Genomic DNA, 17,961 nt, shown 5'->3' with positions numbered 1-17,961 from the left:
ATGAAAAAACCCGTCGCCGTCGCCGGAATCTCCGCCGACGACATGAAAGCTCAGGCCGAACTGTAATCTGATCCTGCCCCCACCCGGGCCGAATACGGTTCGGGTGGGGGCAGGCTTTGCCCAAAAGGCAGCTCAAATATTGCAAAGGAAGTAAGATGCAGGCGTTGAGTGCATCCAACTCGCCGTGGCTTCGGGCACGGTCTTTCGTTCGTTTGAACGGGCACGGTTTCCTTGTTTCCGTGGTTGTCGCCGTCGCAGCGAAGTTCTTGTCCGAACATTATGGTGCCCCGGCGATGCTGATGGCCTTGTTGCTGGGCATCGCGTTCCATTTCCTGGCCGAAGACGATGCCGGCGACTGCAAGGCCGGAATCGAATTTACCGCACGAACGGTTCTTCGTTTTGGCGTTGCGCTGCTTGGGGCGCGTATTTCCGTTGAATTGATGATGAGCCTTGGCGCTGATCTGATTGCCGTTGTGATTGCCGGTGTGATCCTCACGATCCTGTTCGGCCTTCTTGGCGCGCGTCTTCTGGGCCGTGGTTGGCGCTTTGGGGTGCTGACGGGGGGATCGGTGGCGATCTGCGGCGCATCGGCCGCGATGGCCTTGTCGGCCATTCTGCCCAAAAACGAGCATTCGGAGCGGAACCTGGTTTTCACGGTACTGTCGGTAACTGTTCTGTCGACAATCGCGATGATCGCCTACCCGATCCTCACCGAGGCTTTCGAGTTCAACGACGAGGTTTCAGGGGTCTTCCTGGGCGGAACGATACATGATGTCGCGCAGGTTGTCGGGGCCGGGTTCTCGGTTTCGGACCAAACCGGTGAGGTCGCGACTTTGGTCAAACTGATCCGTGTTGCCATGCTGGCCCCGGTGGTGCTGGTTATCTCGTTTCTTGTCCGGCGCCACGCGGAGTTCAGCGAGGAAGACGGCAAGCGCCCGCCCATTTTGCCGATGTTTGTCGTTGGCTTTCTGATCTTTGCCGTCCTGAATTCAATAGGTCTGATCCCGGATGTGGTCTCGTCGGCCATGGCCGATCTCAGCCGTTGGGCGCTGTTGGTGTCGATTGCCGCAGTGGGCATGAAAACGTCGCTCAAGCGGATTCTGGATGTTGGCGGGCAGGCCATCGTCCTGATTGTGGCCGAGACGATCTTCATCGCTGCTCTGGTTCTGGCGGGCGTCTACCTGTTTCACTAGAGGATGGCGAAATTCCAAGTCCAGCACGTGACCGACCATTGGCCGGTCACGTCATCTCGCACTACATGACCAGCAGGAGGGTATGACCTCATGACGACACAGGTAATCAATCTTTTCGATGAGCCCGCAACGCGCAGCGAAAGGCGTTTGGCCGATCTTCCCGATCGCGTTGTCGCGGGTGATCCGCATCACAAGATTGGAATGCACTTCACCAGCCCGGATGGACAACTGTCTGCCGGGACCTGGACGTCTACGCCGGGCAAATGGCACGCGTTCACGGACAAGGACGAATATTGCTATATCGTCAAAGGCCATTGCGCCCTGATCCACGAAGACGGGACCCGTCAGGATTTTCGCACCGGGGCCAGCTTTTTGATCCCCAATGGCTTTCGCGGCTATTGGGAAGTCGTGGAAGAAACGACCAAGCACTTCGTGATCCGAGATTGCGCGCCCGACGCATGATCCGATCCGTGAATGAACCTGAGGCGGCGTGAACCGGCATGCCTCAGGCGCGTCATTGGCTTTTCAGCGACGGGTCTGGTCAAAGCTGATCGTCAGTTTTTCCGCCGTGGGTATTGACTGGCAGGTCAGGATTTCTCCGGCTTTGATGTCTTTGTCTTCCAGCGCCATGCGCGCCCGCATATGAACTGTGCCGTCGGTCAGTTTGGCCCGGCACGCGCCGCAAACTCCGGATTGGCAGGAATAGGGTGGCTTGAGCCCCGCTGACTGCGCTGCGTGAAGAATGGTCTGTCCCTTGGAAACCGAAATGAGATGTCGGGTGCCTTCCAGCGTCAATTCAGCGCTTGCGTCCACCCCGTCAATACCCGTGTCCAGATCCGGCGCAGCACCATAGCTTTCCATGTGGATGCGGTTCTGGGGAACATCAATGGACATCAAGGCCGATTTGACGGCCTGGTTCATATCGCCCGGACCACAGATATAGTAACGCGCGTCCTGGGCGTAAGGTGGATACTCGGCGATCAACGCTTCGATGGCGGCCTTGTCGATTGTACCTTGCCGCCAGTACTCGGCGTTGGACCACCAGCCGGGTTTCGAAAAGACATGGTTGATTGTAAAACGTTCGGGATGCGCTTGCTGAAGCACGCTCAGTTCGTGCTGCAACAGGATGCTCTTGGCGTTTGTGTTGCCGTACACCAGATGCGCGACTGAATGGGGCTCGGCTGTCAAAACCGAGTTCAGCATTGCAAAGAGCGGAGTAATTCCAGAGCCCGCGCCAAAAAAGTAATGGGTGCGCCGCGCCGTTTCGTCGGGGTCCAGGCAGAAACTGCCAAATGGCGGCATGACGTCAATGGTTTGCCCTTCCTGAACAGTGTCGTTGATAAAGTTGCTGACACGGCCACCCTTGACCCGTTTGACGGTGATGCGAAGCGGGTCCCCGGAGTAAGGCGAACTGGAGATCGAATAGCTTCGACGGTGCTCTTCGCCATCAATATTGAAACGAACGGACACGTGTTGGCCCGGCCTCCAGGCGAATATGTCCATCAGGTGGTCAGGGACATCGAACATAACGGTCTTTGCCACGCCATCCGGCTCGACTCTGGTCCCGCAAACGCGCAATGGGAAAAAATCACGCGAGTTCATTTCCCTTCCCCCAACCATTGCAGAACAACTTTCTGGTGCGCGATGACGGGACTTTCACCGTTTGCCGCCGGACCTGCTTCAAAATACGGAGAATGCAGGGATTTCTGCTGTTGCTCGCACGCGTAGATGTCTTCACCGGTAAAGTCACCGGCAACCATCGGGTCATCTTCGCCCATCGCGTCATTGGCTTCGTATTTCCCAGCTATTCCAAACTTGGACCAGAAAGAGGACGACTTCATCGACTGTTTGGTGAATTCCCATTCCGAGCTGTTGGACACCCGCCCGCGGTTGTGAACTCGTGTCAGTTCCGGGCCAAGGGGTTCGACAATGAAGATATTCCAGCCGTCTTCCGAAGCGGCCAGACCAATCCCCGGGAACAGCATCGGCACCCAGGCGCCGTTCATGTCTTTGGGGATGACGCGCGGGGCGGTCAGTTTGCTGTCCTGATCTTCAAGAAACTCCGCCACGGGCGGCTCCCAAAACATGTAATGAGGTCCTTCCCAGTGGAATTCGGCGGATTTGTGGTCATACATCTGCAGCGTATTCGAATGCAGATGGCTCAGGTGGTAAACGTCGATGTAATTTTCGACGACAACCTTCCAGTTGGCCTTTATCTCATAGCTGGTGTTCAGGTCTTCGTACTCGATCAGCTCTTCCGGTACGTGCGGGCCGATATGGGGTTCGACGGGGCCGAACCATTCGGCGATGGAAGGCGCGTCGGGGTCTGGGTGGACGAAAATCATCGATTTCCAGATATCGACCTTGGCGGGTTTCAGGCCAAGGCAGGACTTGTCGACCTTGCCAAATTCCTCGTGCTCATCCGGCACCGAAATCAGATTGCCTTCAAGATCGTAGGTCCAATCGTGATAAGGACAGGTCAATGCTTTTTGCGTTTTGCCAACCGCGCGGATCAATTGGGTTCCGCGGTGGCGGCAGATGTTATGGAAGGCGCGCAGGCGACGATCGCGCCCCATGATCACGAATATATTGTTGAGTCCGGCCTGCAAGGCGATGAACTGGCCGGGTTCACTGACATCCTCCATAAAACCGGCGTAGCGCCAGGTTTTGGAGAAGATTTCGCGCATTTCCCGGTCGAACCAATCCTGGCTCGTGTAAGCTTCGACCGGCAAAAGGTGCAGCATGGGTTTCATTTGAGCCTCTTGTGAAAGAGTTTTCAAAACGTCCGAGGGTGAAAGTCGATAGCGGTCATCGACAGGCTAAGTGCGATCCAGGCAAGTTGGACCAGCCAAAACAGGATGGGATCCTCATCCCGGGATACGTTGGTTAAAAGCAAAGAGTGCCCGGAATGAAAACTCGGGATTGTCCAGAACATGAAAAGAATCCCCCACAACGTCTGACAGCCAAGCGCCGTCGCGACCATGAGCGCAGCGAAAGCGATGCACCATCCAGGCCAGATTTCGCAACACATCTGATCAGAGCCTGCATGATCTGCTCATGACGTTCTTCACGATTTGTGGGGCGCCGATCATGTTATTTCCAGTATTTCAGCTTCAGGTTTGCGGTGACGCCGGTGCCGACGGTGACAGCGGCATTCGCGAATTCCGGCGGCAGACCGTTCTGCCCCATACCGCCAAAGCCGTACCCTTCGGTTGGGACATCTTTTTCGGTATCCAGGTTGCTGTTGCTGTTCTCGTCGTGAATCCCGGCAATCGCATAGGTGCCAGGCGGGAGATTGTGAAAGGTGACCGAAGCCAAGCCTTTGACAGCAGGAACGGAAGCCAAGGCCGCCGCGTTCGTCATGTCCATGGCCTTAAAAGACTTTGCGTCATCGAACACGGCAATGATCAAATCACCCTCTGCATTGCGCACGCCCTGCACCGTTGCAGTGAGAGTTTGTGCGGATGCCCCGAGGGTTGAAGCTAGTGTCATCACAGATGCGACGACCAGTTTGCTTATCGGCATGATGTATCCTTTACTGTCGATATTGACAGTAAATAGGAAGGATGCAATTAGCTGTCAACTGTGACAAGCATTCACCCGATTTTCCTGAGGGTGTTTTTTTGCATTGAACCAAGCACGAGGTATCGGCCCAACGCGGACAAGGATCGGAGAAAAGGAAAAAAATATCCTAAGGCGGCTTTCCAAAGCTACTCGGGCAAGACTTGCCTCATGTAGAGATGACGCATGACCATTGGCGTCAGGTACATCGGGATTTGATACGCCCCGATGAAGACCATGATGGGTGCGGTGACCTCGGGCGGCAAAGCAACGAAGAAAATCGCGATGTTTCTGTTTCCCGCGATCAGAGAGACAGCGGTTGCTCTGGCTGCCGGCAGACGTCCACGGGTCATGCGGAACGAAAGGAATTGTGCTCCGAAATTGGCCAGACAGGCGAGCGCGATCCAGAAAGCGGCGACGGCCGGGCTTTTCAGCGCAGTGGTGCTGACGGAAGGCATCAGGCCGATGACAAAAACGGCCAAGGTGATTGTGCCCAACCCTTCCAGATTCACCAATGTGGAGCGTGATGGTGAACGCAACCAGACGCGCCGGACAACAATGGCGGCGCCGGTTGTGCAGAGTATCGTCAACAGCAGTTGCAACCCGGCCAGCAGAACAGAGTGAATGCCGCCCAGTTCTGGCATGAGCAGGAACACCGGAAACGCTGTCAATGGCAGCAGGGCGGTCCCAACCACCATCATTCGCATCGCGTGTTCAGGTGGGTAGCCCATCATCAAACACATGTTGGGACTGCCGGAAATCGAGGGCGCAGCCGCCATGATGAGCAGGGACAGAAGCACCGGCGTTCCGGTCCATCCCCCGACAAATCCAATAGCCAGAATGATCAGCGGCATCACGAATTGAAACCCGATGACGGTGAACGCGACCTTGTGCAGATCGCTCAACGATCCAAGAATGGTTTCGGGGTCCATTCTCAGGACGGTGACGAACAGCAACAACACGACCAGGGGCGGCAGCAGGCCTCGCATGGGCTCGGCCAAACCCGGCAATAAAAGACCCGCCGCCAATCCGGCGACCAGAACACGGGGCCCGTGACGGGCCGCCAGATGGAGCAGGTTCAAGGCCGTTTTACCCGCCCGGGCTCTGACGCAAATTCTCGGGCAGCCAGGTGGCGAGGTCGGGGAACCAGATGAGGATGAAGACCATCAGCACCATGATCAGGAACATCGGTATCGCTGCGCGTGCGATATAGCTCATCTCATGGTTGGTCATGCCCTGCATCACGAACAGGTTGAACCCGATCGGAGGTGTGATCTGCGCCATTTCAACAACGACCACGATGAAGATGCCGAACCAGATCAGGTCAATGCCAGCATCGCGGATCATTGGTTCCACCACGGCCATGGTCAACACGACGGAAGAAATCCCGTCAAGAAAACAGCCCAGAATGATGTAGAACACCAGCAGGACCATCAGCAGTTCGAAACGGGTCAGTTCCCAACCTGCAATCAGATCGGCCAGCCCGCGCGGCAGGCCGGTGAAGCCCATGGACAGTGACAGGAAAGCAGCGCCAGCAAGGATCAGGGCAATCATCGCGCTGGTTCGCGTGGCCCCCATCAGGCTTTCAGTGAATGTCTTCCAGTTCAACGACCCCTGGCCTGCCGCAAGCAACAGGCCGCCGATCACCCCGAAAGCCGCAGCTTCGGTCGCAGTGGCATAGCCCAGATACATTGAGCCGATGACGACCGTGATCAGAAGGATCACAGGCAACAAAAAGCGGGAATTTCTGACTTTCTCGGAGAAGCTCAGCTTGCCCTCGACATCCGGGGTCCAATCTTTGCCCAACTTGGAATAGATCGCAACATAACCCATGAACATCGCTGCCAGCACCAAACCGGGAAGGATGCCGGCAAAGAACAGCTTGGTGATCGATTCATTGATCGTCACCCCATAGACGATCAGGGTTAGGGACGGCGGGATCATCAGCCCCAGAGTGGCCGCGCCGGTCAGAGTACCGATGATCATCCGTTCGGGGTAATTGCGCTTGCGCAGTTCGGGGATCGACATCTTGCCGACGGTGGTCAGCGTTGCCGCCGACGAACCTGAGACTGCCGCGAAGACGGTACAACCCACGATATTGGTATGCACCAAACCGCCGGGCAGGGGTGCCATCCAAGGGGACAGCCCTTTGAACATGTCTTCGGATAATCGCGTGCGGTACAGGATTTCGCCCATCCAGATGAACATGGGCAAGGCGGTCAGGGTCCACGACGACGACGCCGACCAGATGGTTGTGATCATCACGTCGCCCACGGGGCGTGTCGTGAACAGCTCCATCCCGACCCAGGCGACCCCCATCAGGGCCAGGCCAACCCAGACACCGGTACCGAGCAACGTGAACAGAACAAAAAGGAAAAGGATGATGACAGACAGGTTTTCCATGCGTCTATTCTCCGTGGCTCTGGTCGGCCAGATCGCGGACAATGCGATGGTCACCTTTGAACAGGACGTGGATCAGGTGATCCGTCAGCGCGATGGCCAGGATGACGGCTCCGATCAGCATCGCGGATTGCGGAATCCACAGCGCGGTTCTGTCCTGACCCTGGCTGATGTCGTTGAACTTCCAGCTCCAATAGACGAAGCGATAGGCATACCAGCAGAAATACCACATGACGGCTGTGCCGATGGTGAAACACCAGATTTCAAGGACACGCCGCACGCTGTCCGGCACCGCGTTCAGAAGGATCGAAACCCGAATGTGGCTGCCCCGATTCAACGCATTGGCAAAGGCCAGAAAAGATGCCGCCGCCATTGCATAGCCGGCATAGTCGGGCGCTCCGGGAAATACCTCACCGGTCCAGCGGGCCAGCATCTGCACGACGATCAGCAAAAGAATGGCAATCAGGCTGACCGCCGCCATTACCCCCGCTGCCAGATAGATGAAATCCAGAACGGACCGAAGCCCCCGCAATACCGCCATGGCGTCCCCGCTTTGTTATGATTGGATGGAAAACAGGCGACGCAATGCAACGCCGCCTGCCTCGAATGGTTACTGAGAGGCGTTGAACGCGTCGACGATGGCTTTGCCTTCGTCGCCGGCGGCCTCCAGCCATTCATTGGTCATGGTCACACCAATCTCTTTCAGCTCATTCGTCATCTGCTCGGATGCCGGACCGACGGTCATGCCACCATCACGCAGACCTTGCAGAGTAAAGCCGGTGTATTCCTTGGCGCGCCAGTTGCCCGCGTATTCCGCCAGCTCTGCGCAGGCCTTGATGACGTTCTTGTTGGCGTCGGACACGCCCGACCAGACATCCGAATTCACCATCACGTAGTTGCGCGGCAACCAGGCATCGACTTCGTAGAAATAGTTCAGGCTTTCCCAGACCTTGCGGTCGTACCCGGTCGATCCCGAAGACACCATCGACTCGGCGACACCCGTCGCAAAAGCCTGACTGATTTCTGCCGCTTCGATCGTTACCGGCAACATGCCCGTCAACTCGGCCAGTCGCGAAGTCGCGTTGTTGTACGAACGGAACTTGATGCCCTTCATATCGGCGACCGAGTTCACCTCATTCTTGAAATACAGTCCCTGCGGCGGCCACGGTACAGCATAAAGCAGCGTCAGGTTCTGCTCGGCCAGCAGTTTTTCGATAGAGGGCTTGGCGGCCTCCCAAAGCTTGGCGCTGTCGTCGAACGAGGTCGCAAGGAACGGGATCGAGTCGAAACCGAACAACGCGTTCTCATTCTGGTGGCCGGACAGAAGGCGTTCTCCGATCGGGGCTTGCCCGGTCTGGATTGCGCGTTTGATATCGGCACCTTTGAACAGCGAGCCGGATGGATGCGTAACGATTTCGATCTCACCGCCGGTTCCGGTCGTTACACATTTGGCGAATTCCGCACCGGTGGCCGAATGGAAGTTCGACGCCGAATAGGCCATCGGCATGTCCCATTTTTCGGCCATGGCCGGTGCTGCCGCGGCAGCAGTCAAAGCGGTTGCCGCCAGAAGGTTTGTCAGTGTTTTCATCGTTTTCTCCCTATCGAGTTTTGGAATACCGATGTTTTTCATCGGTCTGTTCTTATGTTGCAAAGCGCGACGGCGCATAGACGCTTACGTCGGTGTTCGGGGTTCTGCCCGCAATCATCTGCGCCAGAAGCCGCCCGGTCTTTGGCCCACCTGTCAGGCCGATATGATGATGCCCAAAGCCCATATAGGCCCCTTTGATTCCGGGCACGTCGCCTATGATCGGGATCGAGTCAGCCGGGGCCGGCCTGTGCCCCATCCATTCCACTTCCTCCTTCCATGTTATGCCCGGAAACGCGGCCCGGGCATTCTTTCGCATCAATTCAAACGGTGCGCGCGAGGGCGGTGCGTCCAGCCCACCGAACTCCACGATACCCGCCAAGCGTATGCGCCCATCCATGGGCGTGGCAACAAACTTGCCCGAAGCCACCATGACCGGGCTGCGGGGCATGGCAGAAGGTGACACCAATTCAAGATGATAACCGCGCTCGCTTTCAAGAGGAACAGAAACCCCCAGTCGCTTTGCCAGCGGCCCCGACCAGACGCCAGCCGTTACAATGGCGGTGTCGCAAACGATGGTCTCACCATCCGCGCGCACACCGGTAACGCGGCCGTTGTCGCGGGTGACGTCCTCGACATTGGCGCGGATGATCCGGCCTCCGCCGGCCTCGACATGGGCGGCCAGGTCTTTCACGTACCGCCCCGGATCGATGATATGACCGTGGTTTGACAGCTTGGCAGCGAAACCGATATCCGGGCTGAACACGGGGTCATAGTCGTGAAACGCCTTGCCCTCCAGTTCTTCCCAATCAAAGCCGTTCTTCCGCCTTATTCCCCAGCCCAACGCATCTTGTTCAAAATGGGCCCGGTTCTCGTAGAGAAACAGATAGTCGCTGGGCACGATCCACTTTTCAGCACGCGTGCCTGCCGCCAATGCCTTGTGGTCATTCAGGCTGTCGCCGACGATCGGCGTCAGCGCCGCCGCGATCCGTTCAACGTCTGCCACGTTCGCGTGGCTTAGATATTGCCGGAGCCATGGGAGCAACTTTGGCAGATACCCCCATTTCAAAAACAGCGGCTGCGACGAACTCAGCAACATTTTGGGCGCTTTGCTAAGCAGTCCGGGAACCGTCACAGGTATGATGGAACAGGACGCCAGCACACCGCCATTGCCATGAGACGTGCCTTCACCCGGTCCGGCCTTGTCGAACAGGATCACGTCGTGCCCGTCCCGTTGCAGCCAGACCGCGGCCGACACGCCGACGATACCGGCGCCGATGATGGCTATGGTTTTCTTGTCACTCATTCTGAAACCGCCCTGGCCACTGCGTAATGGTTTAGTTTGGCCATCTCGGGCCTGCCGCCAAGCCCGGGGGTTTCGGGCACGCAGACCTGTCCGTTCTGGATCCGGAAGGGTTCTTCCAGAATGTCTTCTTTCAGGAAATAGGACGCCTGATAGAATTCGCAGCCCAATGTGATCTCGGGCGTTGCAGCAATCATATGGGTGCCGGCAAGATGGGCCAAGCCGGCCTCGAACATGTCCCCGCCATATGCCGTCAGACCATGCGCGGCCGCAATGCGGGCGACCGTTTGCCCGCGGGTCAGGCCGCAAGACTTCATTATTTTCACCGAAACACCATCGCAAATACGTTCACGCGCGGCGCGTTCCATATCTTCGGGGCCAAAGACGCTCTCATCAGCGAGAAGGGGAATATCGGTCATTTGGCGCAGCTTTGCCATCATGTCGAAATGGTGGGCGCGAACCGGCTGTTCGATGAAATCAGGATTGAACTGGGCCACGTCCCGCACCCGCGCCGGGGCGTCATCGATGTTCAGCCCCTGATTGAAATCCACGCGGACCGAGAATTCAGGACAGTTCTGCGCCAGATACTCCAATCGCATGATGTCAAAGGCGTGATCCTTGAACCCGGTCTTGAGTTTGACAATCCGCACGCCATCCTCTCGCAACCGCGCCAACAGGTCTATGTCCTGGGAAAAGTCCGGGTTGGCGATGGAACAGCTGAGCGGAATGGCGCTGCGGCAGCGACCGCCCAGCAAAGACCAGACAGGGATGTCACTGATACGGCCGGCCAAATCCAGCAGCGCGGTTTCCAGCGCGGCCTTGGCCTCGGTGCAATGCGCCACGGCACAGGCCGCGCGCGCCATGATGGCTGACCGGTCGCCCACGCTGGCGCCAAGAACAAGAGGGCGTAAATAACGATCCAGTGCCGCGAATGTCGCTTCCGGGGTTCCGGTGAACACCGACCAGGGTGACGCTTCGCCAAATCCCTGTGTGCCATCCTCGGATGTCAGTCGCAGTATGACGACTTCGCAGGCACCTTCGACGGATCCTATACCGTGATCCCGGCGGGACGTGACCGGAAGCTTCAGGTGCCAAAGGTCGTAACCGATTATGTTTTGTGACAGATCGTTCATTCCGCCCCCTGTGGCTAAGCGAAAGCCTGCCTTGACGGGCATATCATTTCAAATACTATATCTTCGACAGTTCATCAGAAAAAATGATGCGGTAATCCATGTCCCTGCGCTTTCGCCAGCTTCAAGCGTTTCACGCCATCATGGAAACCGGAACCGTAACCGGTGCGGCGTCGGTACTAGGGATATCCCAGCCTGGTATCAGCAATCTGTTGGCTCAGTTGGAACGCGAAGCGCGACTGCCTCTGTTCGAGCGCAACAAGGGCCGTTTGCTGCCCACCCCGGAAGCCGAGCTGCTGTTCCGCGAAGTCGACACGGTCGTGCGCGGGCTGGATCACGTGGCGCAGGCCGTGACGGATTTGCAGAACAAACATCCCGGTCAATTGCAGGTTGCGGCACCGCATCTTCTGTCATTTGGTTTCATGCCGCGCGAGATCGCTCGTTTTGCCAAAAGCCGCCCCAACCTGTCCGTCAGTTTCCAGTCGCAGTATTCATCCAAGATTCAGGAATGGGTGATTTCAGGCCTGTTTGAAATCGGCATCGTCGAGATGCCCATCCTGCACGACACTCTGAATTATCAGGTGTTTCAGTTCGAAACGCTTGCGACTTTTCCAGAAAACAGCCCCTTGGCGGATTATGACGTTCTGACACCGGAAATACTGGAAAACGAGCCCTTCATCGTGATGGGTCCGGAACACCAAACCCACCGTCGAACCCGTGACATCTTTCAGGCATCCGGGCGCACGTGGCGGACACAGATTCATACGCACCTGTCTGAGAACCTGCTGAGTTTTGTGAAACAGGGCATGGGGGTTGCGATGATCGATCCCTTTACCGTGACGTTCGATGGTGAGAGCGGGTACCAGACCCGCCCGTTCAGGCCATCCGTCATGCTGGATCTTGCAATCATCACCGCAAAGGGGCGCCCCCTGTCCACGATTGCGCAGGAATTTCTGGCCCAGCTGACCCCGTCGATTGCCTCTTACGCAACCCATTCCGACACAGGTGCAGCGGCCTTGTGAAGCTGTTGCGAATGGATGTCGACCAATGTGGGGCCGTCATGTTCGACGGCCTGTTTCAGCACCTTTGGCAAGTCCTCAGGGTCTTTGACCGTCCATGATTTCACTCCGAAGGCGGCTGCGACGGCGGCGTGGTCGGTCCGGTTGAAATCGACGTTGTAATAGCGTTGATCAAACCCAGCGTCCTGACCCGCCTTGATCCATCCGAAGACCGAGTTCGAGAAAACGATCGAGGTGATCGGCATTTTGTGCCGGACCATCGTTTCAAATTCACCGCAGGTGAACCCAAACGAACCATCGCCCATGACGGCCAGGGTCTTGACCGAGGGCCGCCCGACATGTGCACCCATGGCCGCCCCCAGAGAATAGCCCAGTGCTCCATGTGCGCGATTTGTGATGAAATGCCGCCCGGGCTGCCGCCAACGGTAATGCGCGCTGAAATAGGGGCAGGGGGTGCCGGGATCAGCGACCACAATCGCATCGTCGTCCAGAATGTCCATCAGGGACGCCATGACAGCCTCGGGCCGTATTGGCGTTTCCCGACTTGCAGCCAAGGGGGCAAATGCCGCCGCCTTGGCCGCCCATGCGGCGCGGGCCTTGGTTGCTCCGTCTTGTCCGTTCAGGTCTTGCCGGTCCTCCAGCCCTCGGGCCAATGCCTCCAGCGCGAGGCGGGCGTCAGCGCAGATCGCCACTTCGGTCTGATAGTTTGCGCCGATCACCATGGGGTCGCTGTCGATGTGAATGATCGTGGCGTTGCGCCCGGGGCTTCTCCACCGTTCGGTCGTGACCGAACCGGCGCGGCACCCGATGAACAGGACGACATCAGCCTGATCCACCACGGCGCGTGTCGCGGGGATGCCGCCGTTCGATCCGACGACACCCAGGGCCAGAGGATCGGTTTCGGCGATGGACCCTTGGCCTGAAACGGTTGTGGCGACGGGCATGTCCAACAGTCCGGCGACGCGGCGCAACGCATCGGTCGCGCCGGACAGAACCGGGCCGCCGCCACAGACCGCGACGGCGGATGTGGCCCGGGCAAGAATGGCTGCGGCCGCTTCGATGGCATCCGGATCTGGAGCAGCCCGTTCGGCGGGATAGCTGCGATGCCGGTCGTCGACCCAGATTTCCGCTTCGTCCACCTGTGCCTTCTGCGTATCAAACGGCAGTGCCAGATGGGTCGCGCCGGGTGTTCCCGTTGTCATCGCCCGGAACGCCGCACGAACCATGGCCGGAAGCCGGGCGGCATCATCCAGAGACGCGTTCCACTTCGTCAGCGGGCGGAACAACGCCGGCTGATCCAGTTCTGTCAGAGGGTATTTCCCGCGGCTGGTCGTCGCCACATCAGAGGTGATCGCCAGGATTGGAACCGAACTTTCATTGGCCTCGACCACACCCGGCAGAATGTAGGTCGCGCCACCGCCGGAAGGGCCTTCGCAAACGCCGGGCCTGCCTGTCACGCGTGCATAGCCATCCGCCATGTAGGCGGCGTGCCGTTCGTCGCGGGTCAGAATGTGCTGAATGCCGTGATCCATTCGGGCGAGCGCGTCATAGAACGGCAAGGTGGTATCGCCGCACAGGCCGAACATATGCGTCACGCCATGCGCCTCGAGCATACGCACCATCGCCTCGGCTCCGGTCAGGTAATTCGTCCCTGTCATGGTTCGCGATTCCTTCGAGTTATAATTGTACACATAACTGTATACAGGCTTGCATATTGATTTCAAGAATGGAGTGTGGCACCTGTGAATCAACGGAAGAAGGGCATTGTTTATGGCGGGTCCACGCGTCGATGATATCTATGATCAGGTCAAAGCGATGGCGGTCTCCTTCCGCCTGCGCCCCGGTGACCGCCTGAACGAGGTCGCTCTGTCCAGGGATCTGGGCGTCAGTCGCACGCCGTTGCGAGAAGCGTTGAACCGATTGGTTGCCGAACGGCTGTTCGATTTCCGCCCGGGGCAAGGGTTCTTTTGCCGTCCCTTGGATGCGCAAAGCGTGTTCGACCTTTTCGAGCTGCGCCAGATCATCGAATCCGCGGCGGCCCGATCCGCCTGTACCAAGGCGACGGATGAAGGCCTGCAAAGGCTGCGTGATGAACTTTATGAAACGGGCATCGACATCACTGGCCTGACGATCGAAGAAGCAGTGGCCCGGGACGAAGCGTTCCATCTGGGGATCGCAAGGCTGTCAGGGAACATGGAGTTGTTGCAAACTCTGACGCGGATCAACGAGCGTATCCGCTATATCCGCTGGATTTCCATGAGCATGGACCGGGTGCAGAAGTCCAAGGACGAACATAAACATGTGATGCAGGCCCTGCTGGATCGGGACGCGGACGAGGCGGCCCGGGTTCTGGCGGCTCATATCACAAAACGAATGGATCAGGTTCAGGACGCAGTGCGTCACGGAATTACCAACATCTACATGGAAGGGGCCGAAGACATCTCGACCCGCATTGTCGAGGAGGCACAGGGATGATCGTGCAGGGCGGCAAGTCCATTTACGGCGCATCCGTGGGAATCCTCATGCTGGACGCGCAATTCCCAAGAATTCCCGGTGACATGGGCAATGCGCAGACATGGCCGTTTCCGGTGCTGTACCGCATCGTCCGGGATGCCTCGCCTGATCGGGTGGTTCGGCATCGGGCCGAAGGTATGCTCGAGGTCTTCATCGACGCCGCGCAAGAGTTGGTCCAAGACGGCGCGGACGGAATAACAACCAATTGCGGGTTCCTGTCCCTGTTCCAGAAGGAACTGGCCGAGGCCGTTCCGGTTCCTGTCGTCACGTCGTCCTTGATGCAGGTCGAAATGGTGAATCGTATCCTTCCCAAGGGAAAGCGCGCGGGCATTCTGACCATTTCGGCCTCCACCTTGACCAATGACCATCTTCAGGCTGCCAATGTCCCCTTGGACACGCCAATCGGCACTACCGAGGGTGGGCAGGAGTTCACCCGCGCAATTCTTGGCAATGAATCGCGTCTGAATGTTGAGAAGGCACGGGAGGACAATGTTGAGGCCGCAATCGCGTTAGCCTCGGACAATCCCGAACTTGGGGCAATAGTTCTGGAGTGCACGAATATGTGCCCCTATGCGCCGGATATTCGGCAGGCGACCGGGCTGCCGGTGTTTTCGATCGTGTCCTTCGTGACTTGGTTCCAAGCCGGTCTTGTTCCGCCGGTGTACCGGAACTGACCTCTGGCCTTTCATCAAGACGGATTGTGTTGGCCGCAGGCAAAACTCAAGCCAGTGTCAGATCACCGGGTATCGAATTTCGGATCACGCGCTGTGCATTCGGCAGATCGTTCGACTGCGCACGGTCCTTGGCGGCATTGGCGTCCAGTCCATGGCCGATCCATCTGTTGGTCAGGCGGGTTTCGAGTGTTTTCAAATCGGTGTCCAGAAATACCTTGAATGCCCACAGTTGGTGAAGGTCCGACCAACCCGGCTCGTTCAAGAGAAGGTAATTGCCCTCAACCAGAACAACGCGCTGATCCGCCGTGATCATGGACCGCGCGGCAATGGCCAGATCCAGTTCCCGGTCAAACTCGGGTATTGCGACTTCTTCTTCCGCGCGCAATCGATCAAGCAACGCATGAAAGCCGGCAAGATCAAAGGTTTCAGGAGACCCTTTGCGGCTCAGCAGGCCGCGATCCTTCAAGATCACGTTGTCATAGTGGAAGCCGTCCATGAAAACCAGTCCGGTTGCGACGCCGCGCAGATTGAGCTCTTTGGTTGCAAGGCCCGCTGCAGTCGTTTTTCCCGAACCCGGCGGCCCGGCAATCGCGACAAGATGCCGGTCTTGCAGCGGCGGCAAGGCCTGGACGGCATCCGCGATTTTGGTTGCAAGCGCCTCGGGGGTGGCAAGTTTACCCGTCACGCGGCTTGGTCCTCGGCGGGTGGTTCCTTGGCACCGGTCATGAACGCCACTGCGTCGGACATCGTGTAATCCTTGGGATCAACGACGCAGAGGCGTTTGCCCAGCCGATGTACGTGAATTCGATCGGCGACCTCGAAAACATGTGGCATATTGTGGCTGATCAGGATGATCGGAATGCCGCGAGACTTCACGTCCAGGATCAGTTCAAGGACCCGACGGCTTTCTTTCACGCCCAGCGCAGCTGTCGGTTCGTCAAGGATGATGACCTTCGAACCGAACGCAGCTGCCCGCGCCACGGCAACCCCCTGACGTTGACCCCCGGACAGAGTTTCGACAGCCTGATTGATGTTTTGGATCGTCATAAGGCCCAACTCGCTCAGTTTGTCGCGGGCGAATTTCTCCATCGCCGGGCGGTCGAGCATTCGAAACCACGAGCCCAGCGGCCCCTTGCGGCGGATTTCGCGACCCATGAACATGTTGTCCGTAATTGACAGGGCAGGGGACATGGCAAGCGTTTGGTAGACGGTTTCAATACCAGCTTCGCGCGCGTCGATCGGGGAATGAAAATTTACTTTCCGACCTTCCAGCCAGACTTCGCCTTCATCCGGCATCACCGCGCCGGACACCGCCTTGATCAGTGTAGACTTGCCTGCCCCGTTGTCACCGATCACGGCCAGAATCTCGCCCGGCATCAAATCGAAATCGCACTGATCCAGCGCGGTCACCTTGCCGTAGCGCTTCACAAGGTTCCGTCCTTTGAGAATAGGTTCCATCAGGCTGCCACCTTTCTGATCCACTGGTCGACCGCGACCGCCGCGATGATAAGGATGCCGATCAACAGAAACGTCCATTGCGCGTCAGCGCCCAGCAACCGAAGCCCAAGCGTAAAGACGCCCACGATCAGGGCACCGAACAGCGACCCCAGAATAGACCCGCGGCCACCGAAAAGGGATATGCCCCCGATCACAACCGCCGTTATGCTTTCTATATTGGCCAACTGGCCTGATGTCGGAGACACCGATCCGATCCGGCCGATCAAAGCCCAGCCCGCAAAGGCACAGATCAGCCCGGACAACATGTAAACGGACATAAGCGTTCGGTGCACATTGACACCTGACAACTCGGCAGCTTCCGGGTCATCTCCGACCGCGTAAACATGCCTGCCCCACGCGGTATGGCGCAGGGCGTAGGAAAGCCCGAGGATCAGCACCAGCATGAAGATCACGCCGACGGTGAATACCGCCCCGCCCACGTTGAACTTGGCCCCGAAAAGTTGCAGAATCGCGGCGTTTTCTTCGATCTCCTGTGACCGGATGGTTTCGTTCTGAGAATAGAGGAAGTTCGCCGCAAGAACGATTTGCCACATGCCAAGCGTCACGATGAACGGCGGCAGTTTGATGCGGCTGACCAGATATCCGTTCACCGCGCCGATTGCGGTTCCAACGAAAAGGCCGCAAACGATTGCGACCGTTGGTGGCAGCCCATATCGGAAGGTGAACTGTCCCATGACAACCGACGACATCACCATGATTGCTCCGACGCTCAGATCGATACCTGCGGTCAGGATGACGAGGCTTTGCGCCGCCGCCACGATCCCGACGATCTGAACCTGTTGCAGGATCAGGGTCAGCGCGAATGGCGAGAAGAACTTGGAGCCCAGCAAAGCCCCGAAAATGACGATGGCAGCCACTAGAACGATCAGCGGCACCAGAGAGGGGTTCACATGCAAAAAATGTTGAACCGTTCCGACAAACCCGCGGTGGTGATCGTCAAATTCAGCAATCTGTTCCGGGCTGCCTTTTGCAGCGGCTTCGAAGTCGTCTGATCGTCGTGAAGTATCGGACATAAAGGTTCCCCCAAAGCGTCAGGTTACTGACGACTTTAGCAAGTTTTCGGG

Annotated in this window: 18 protein-coding genes; 5 read left to right on the top strand and 13 right to left on the bottom strand. The window is 57.8% G+C overall.

Annotation, left to right across the window (positions count from 1 at the left end; translation table 11 throughout):
- Window positions 1–155: 155 nt before the first annotated feature.
- Entirely contained in the window at window positions 156–1,193 is a 1,038-nt protein-coding gene (locus GS611_RS20595) for a YeiH family protein (RefSeq protein ID WP_171638558.1), read from the top strand.
- Between the two features lie 90 nt (window positions 1,194–1,283).
- Window positions 1,284–1,655 (top strand): cupin domain-containing protein, encoded by a 372-nt coding sequence (locus tag GS611_RS20590; protein WP_171617662.1) that lies wholly within the window; start codon window positions 1,284–1,286, stop codon window positions 1,653–1,655.
- Between the two features lie 63 nt (window positions 1,656–1,718).
- On the opposite strand, the gene GS611_RS20585 is transcribed toward GS611_RS20590, so the two are convergent.
- The 9 genes from GS611_RS20585 to GS611_RS20545 form a co-directional block, all read right to left on the bottom strand.
- Window positions 1,719–2,795 carry a 2Fe-2S iron-sulfur cluster-binding protein gene (locus tag GS611_RS20585; RefSeq protein ID WP_171638556.1) on the bottom strand — a complete coding sequence of 359 codons (1,077 nt, stop codon included), beginning with the start codon at window positions 2,793–2,795 and terminating at the stop codon, window positions 1,719–1,721.
- Window positions 2,792–3,946, bottom strand: coding sequence for an aromatic ring-hydroxylating dioxygenase subunit alpha (locus GS611_RS20580; RefSeq protein WP_171638554.1), 1,155 nt, complete (start codon window positions 3,944–3,946; stop codon window positions 2,792–2,794). The genes GS611_RS20585 and GS611_RS20580 overlap by 4 nt, the downstream gene beginning before the upstream one ends.
- Window positions 3,947–4,286: 340 nt before the next feature.
- Complete coding sequence (locus GS611_RS20575) at window positions 4,287–4,718, bottom strand: DUF2141 domain-containing protein (protein WP_171638546.1); 432 nt, start codon at window positions 4,716–4,718, stop codon at window positions 4,287–4,289.
- Between the two features lie 185 nt (window positions 4,719–4,903).
- Complete coding sequence (locus GS611_RS20570; RefSeq protein ID WP_171638544.1) at window positions 4,904–5,836, bottom strand: hypothetical protein; 933 nt, start codon at window positions 5,834–5,836, stop codon at window positions 4,904–4,906.
- Between the two features lie 7 nt (window positions 5,837–5,843).
- Complete coding sequence (locus GS611_RS20565) at window positions 5,844–7,157, bottom strand: TRAP transporter large permease (RefSeq protein WP_152460436.1); 1,314 nt, start codon at window positions 7,155–7,157, stop codon at window positions 5,844–5,846.
- Between the two features lie 4 nt (window positions 7,158–7,161).
- The gene (locus GS611_RS20560) at window positions 7,162–7,695 is read right to left on the bottom strand and encodes a TRAP transporter small permease (protein ID WP_171638543.1); all 534 of its coding nucleotides are present in this window, start codon (window positions 7,693–7,695) and stop codon (window positions 7,162–7,164) included.
- Window positions 7,696–7,764: 69 nt separating this feature from the next.
- Window positions 7,765–8,742: a TRAP transporter substrate-binding protein gene (locus GS611_RS20555; RefSeq protein WP_171638541.1), complete on the bottom strand. Its 978-nt coding sequence runs from the start codon at window positions 8,740–8,742 to the stop codon at window positions 7,765–7,767.
- A 52-nt stretch (window positions 8,743–8,794) separates the two neighbouring features.
- Window positions 8,795–10,045 carry an FAD-binding oxidoreductase gene (locus GS611_RS20550; protein ID WP_171638539.1) on the bottom strand — a complete coding sequence of 417 codons (1,251 nt, stop codon included), beginning with the start codon at window positions 10,043–10,045 and terminating at the stop codon, window positions 8,795–8,797.
- Window positions 10,042–11,175, bottom strand: coding sequence for an enolase C-terminal domain-like protein (locus tag GS611_RS20545; protein ID WP_171638537.1), 1,134 nt, complete (start codon window positions 11,173–11,175; stop codon window positions 10,042–10,044). Before GS611_RS20545 ends, GS611_RS20550 begins: the two co-directional genes overlap by 4 nt.
- 98 nt (window positions 11,176–11,273) lie before the next feature.
- Between GS611_RS20545 and GS611_RS20540 the strand changes: the two genes are divergently transcribed.
- Window positions 11,274–12,194 carry a LysR family transcriptional regulator gene (locus GS611_RS20540; protein ID WP_171638519.1) on the top strand — a complete coding sequence of 307 codons (921 nt, stop codon included), beginning with the start codon at window positions 11,274–11,276 and terminating at the stop codon, window positions 12,192–12,194.
- Here the strand turns inward: GS611_RS20540 and GS611_RS20535 are convergent.
- A complete protein-coding gene (locus GS611_RS20535; protein WP_171638517.1) occupies window positions 12,155–13,849 on the bottom strand; it encodes a thiamine pyrophosphate-binding protein in 1,695 nt (564 codons plus the stop codon). The two genes, GS611_RS20540 and GS611_RS20535, sit on opposite strands and share 40 nt — an antisense overlap.
- 112 nt (window positions 13,850–13,961) lie before the next feature.
- On the opposite strand from GS611_RS20535, the gene GS611_RS20530 reads away from it, so the two are divergent.
- Window positions 13,962–14,666, top strand: coding sequence for a GntR family transcriptional regulator (locus tag GS611_RS20530; protein WP_171638515.1), 705 nt, complete (start codon window positions 13,962–13,964; stop codon window positions 14,664–14,666).
- The gene (locus GS611_RS20525; protein ID WP_171638513.1) at window positions 14,663–15,379 is read left to right on the top strand and encodes an aspartate/glutamate racemase family protein; all 717 of its coding nucleotides are present in this window, start codon (window positions 14,663–14,665) and stop codon (window positions 15,377–15,379) included. Before GS611_RS20530 ends, GS611_RS20525 begins: the two co-directional genes overlap by 4 nt.
- Before the next feature lie 46 nt (window positions 15,380–15,425).
- Here the strand turns inward: GS611_RS20525 and GS611_RS20520 are convergent, their stop codons facing one another.
- From GS611_RS20520 to GS611_RS20510, 3 genes are read right to left on the bottom strand one after another with little or no spacing between them, the layout of a single operon-like run.
- Complete coding sequence (locus GS611_RS20520; RefSeq protein ID WP_348539557.1) at window positions 15,426–16,064, bottom strand: hypothetical protein; 639 nt, start codon at window positions 16,062–16,064, stop codon at window positions 15,426–15,428.
- A complete protein-coding gene (locus GS611_RS20515) occupies window positions 16,061–16,837 on the bottom strand; it encodes an ATP-binding cassette domain-containing protein (RefSeq protein WP_171638512.1) in 777 nt (258 codons plus the stop codon). Before GS611_RS20515 ends, GS611_RS20520 begins: the two co-directional genes overlap by 4 nt.
- The gene (locus tag GS611_RS20510) at window positions 16,837–17,910 is read right to left on the bottom strand and encodes an ABC transporter permease (RefSeq protein ID WP_171233900.1); all 1,074 of its coding nucleotides are present in this window, start codon (window positions 17,908–17,910) and stop codon (window positions 16,837–16,839) included. The genes GS611_RS20515 and GS611_RS20510 overlap by 1 nt, the downstream gene beginning before the upstream one ends.
- Window positions 17,911–17,961 lie beyond the last annotated feature (51 nt).

Origin of the sequence: Ruegeria sp. HKCCD6119 (genome assembly GCF_013110585.1) — a bacterium.
Taxonomy (GTDB): Bacteria; Pseudomonadota; Alphaproteobacteria; order Rhodobacterales; family Rhodobacteraceae; genus Ruegeria.
This window is presented reverse-complemented; position numbering and strand designations above follow the sequence as displayed.

Excerpts from the sequence above, each read along its gene's own strand:
- GS611_RS20595 (WP_171638558.1), top strand. The coding sequence starts at position 156 with ATGCAGGCGTTGAGTGCATCCAACTCGCCGTGGCTTCGGGCACGGTCT.
- GS611_RS20590 (WP_171617662.1), top strand. The coding sequence starts at position 1,284 with ATGACGACACAGGTAATCAATCTTTTCGATGAGCCCGCAACGCGCAGC.
- GS611_RS20585 (WP_171638556.1), bottom strand. The coding sequence starts at position 2,795 with ATGAACTCGCGTGATTTTTTCCCATTGCGCGTTTGCGGGACCAGAGTC.
- GS611_RS20580 (WP_171638554.1), bottom strand. The coding sequence starts at position 3,946 with ATGAAACCCATGCTGCACCTTTTGCCGGTCGAAGCTTACACGAGCCAG.
- GS611_RS20575 (WP_171638546.1), bottom strand. The coding sequence starts at position 4,718 with ATGCCGATAAGCAAACTGGTCGTCGCATCTGTGATGACACTAGCTTCA.
- GS611_RS20565 (WP_152460436.1), bottom strand. The coding sequence starts at position 7,157 with ATGGAAAACCTGTCTGTCATCATCCTTTTCCTTTTTGTTCTGTTCACG.
- GS611_RS20560 (WP_171638543.1), bottom strand. The coding sequence starts at position 7,695 with ATGGCGGTATTGCGGGGGCTTCGGTCCGTTCTGGATTTCATCTATCTG.
- GS611_RS20555 (WP_171638541.1), bottom strand. The coding sequence starts at position 8,742 with ATGAAAACACTGACAAACCTTCTGGCGGCAACCGCTTTGACTGCTGCC.
- GS611_RS20550 (WP_171638539.1), bottom strand. The coding sequence starts at position 10,045 with ATGAGTGACAAGAAAACCATAGCCATCATCGGCGCCGGTATCGTCGGC.
- GS611_RS20545 (WP_171638537.1), bottom strand. The coding sequence starts at position 11,175 with ATGAACGATCTGTCACAAAACATAATCGGTTACGACCTTTGGCACCTG.
- GS611_RS20540 (WP_171638519.1), top strand. The coding sequence starts at position 11,274 with ATGTCCCTGCGCTTTCGCCAGCTTCAAGCGTTTCACGCCATCATGGAA.
- GS611_RS20535 (WP_171638517.1), bottom strand. The coding sequence starts at position 13,849 with ATGACAGGGACGAATTACCTGACCGGAGCCGAGGCGATGGTGCGTATG.
- GS611_RS20530 (WP_171638515.1), top strand. The coding sequence starts at position 13,962 with ATGGCGGGTCCACGCGTCGATGATATCTATGATCAGGTCAAAGCGATG.
- GS611_RS20525 (WP_171638513.1), top strand. The coding sequence starts at position 14,663 with ATGATCGTGCAGGGCGGCAAGTCCATTTACGGCGCATCCGTGGGAATC.
- GS611_RS20515 (WP_171638512.1), bottom strand. The coding sequence starts at position 16,837 with ATGGAACCTATTCTCAAAGGACGGAACCTTGTGAAGCGCTACGGCAAG.
- GS611_RS20510 (WP_171233900.1), bottom strand. The coding sequence starts at position 17,910 with ATGTCCGATACTTCACGACGATCAGACGACTTCGAAGCCGCTGCAAAA.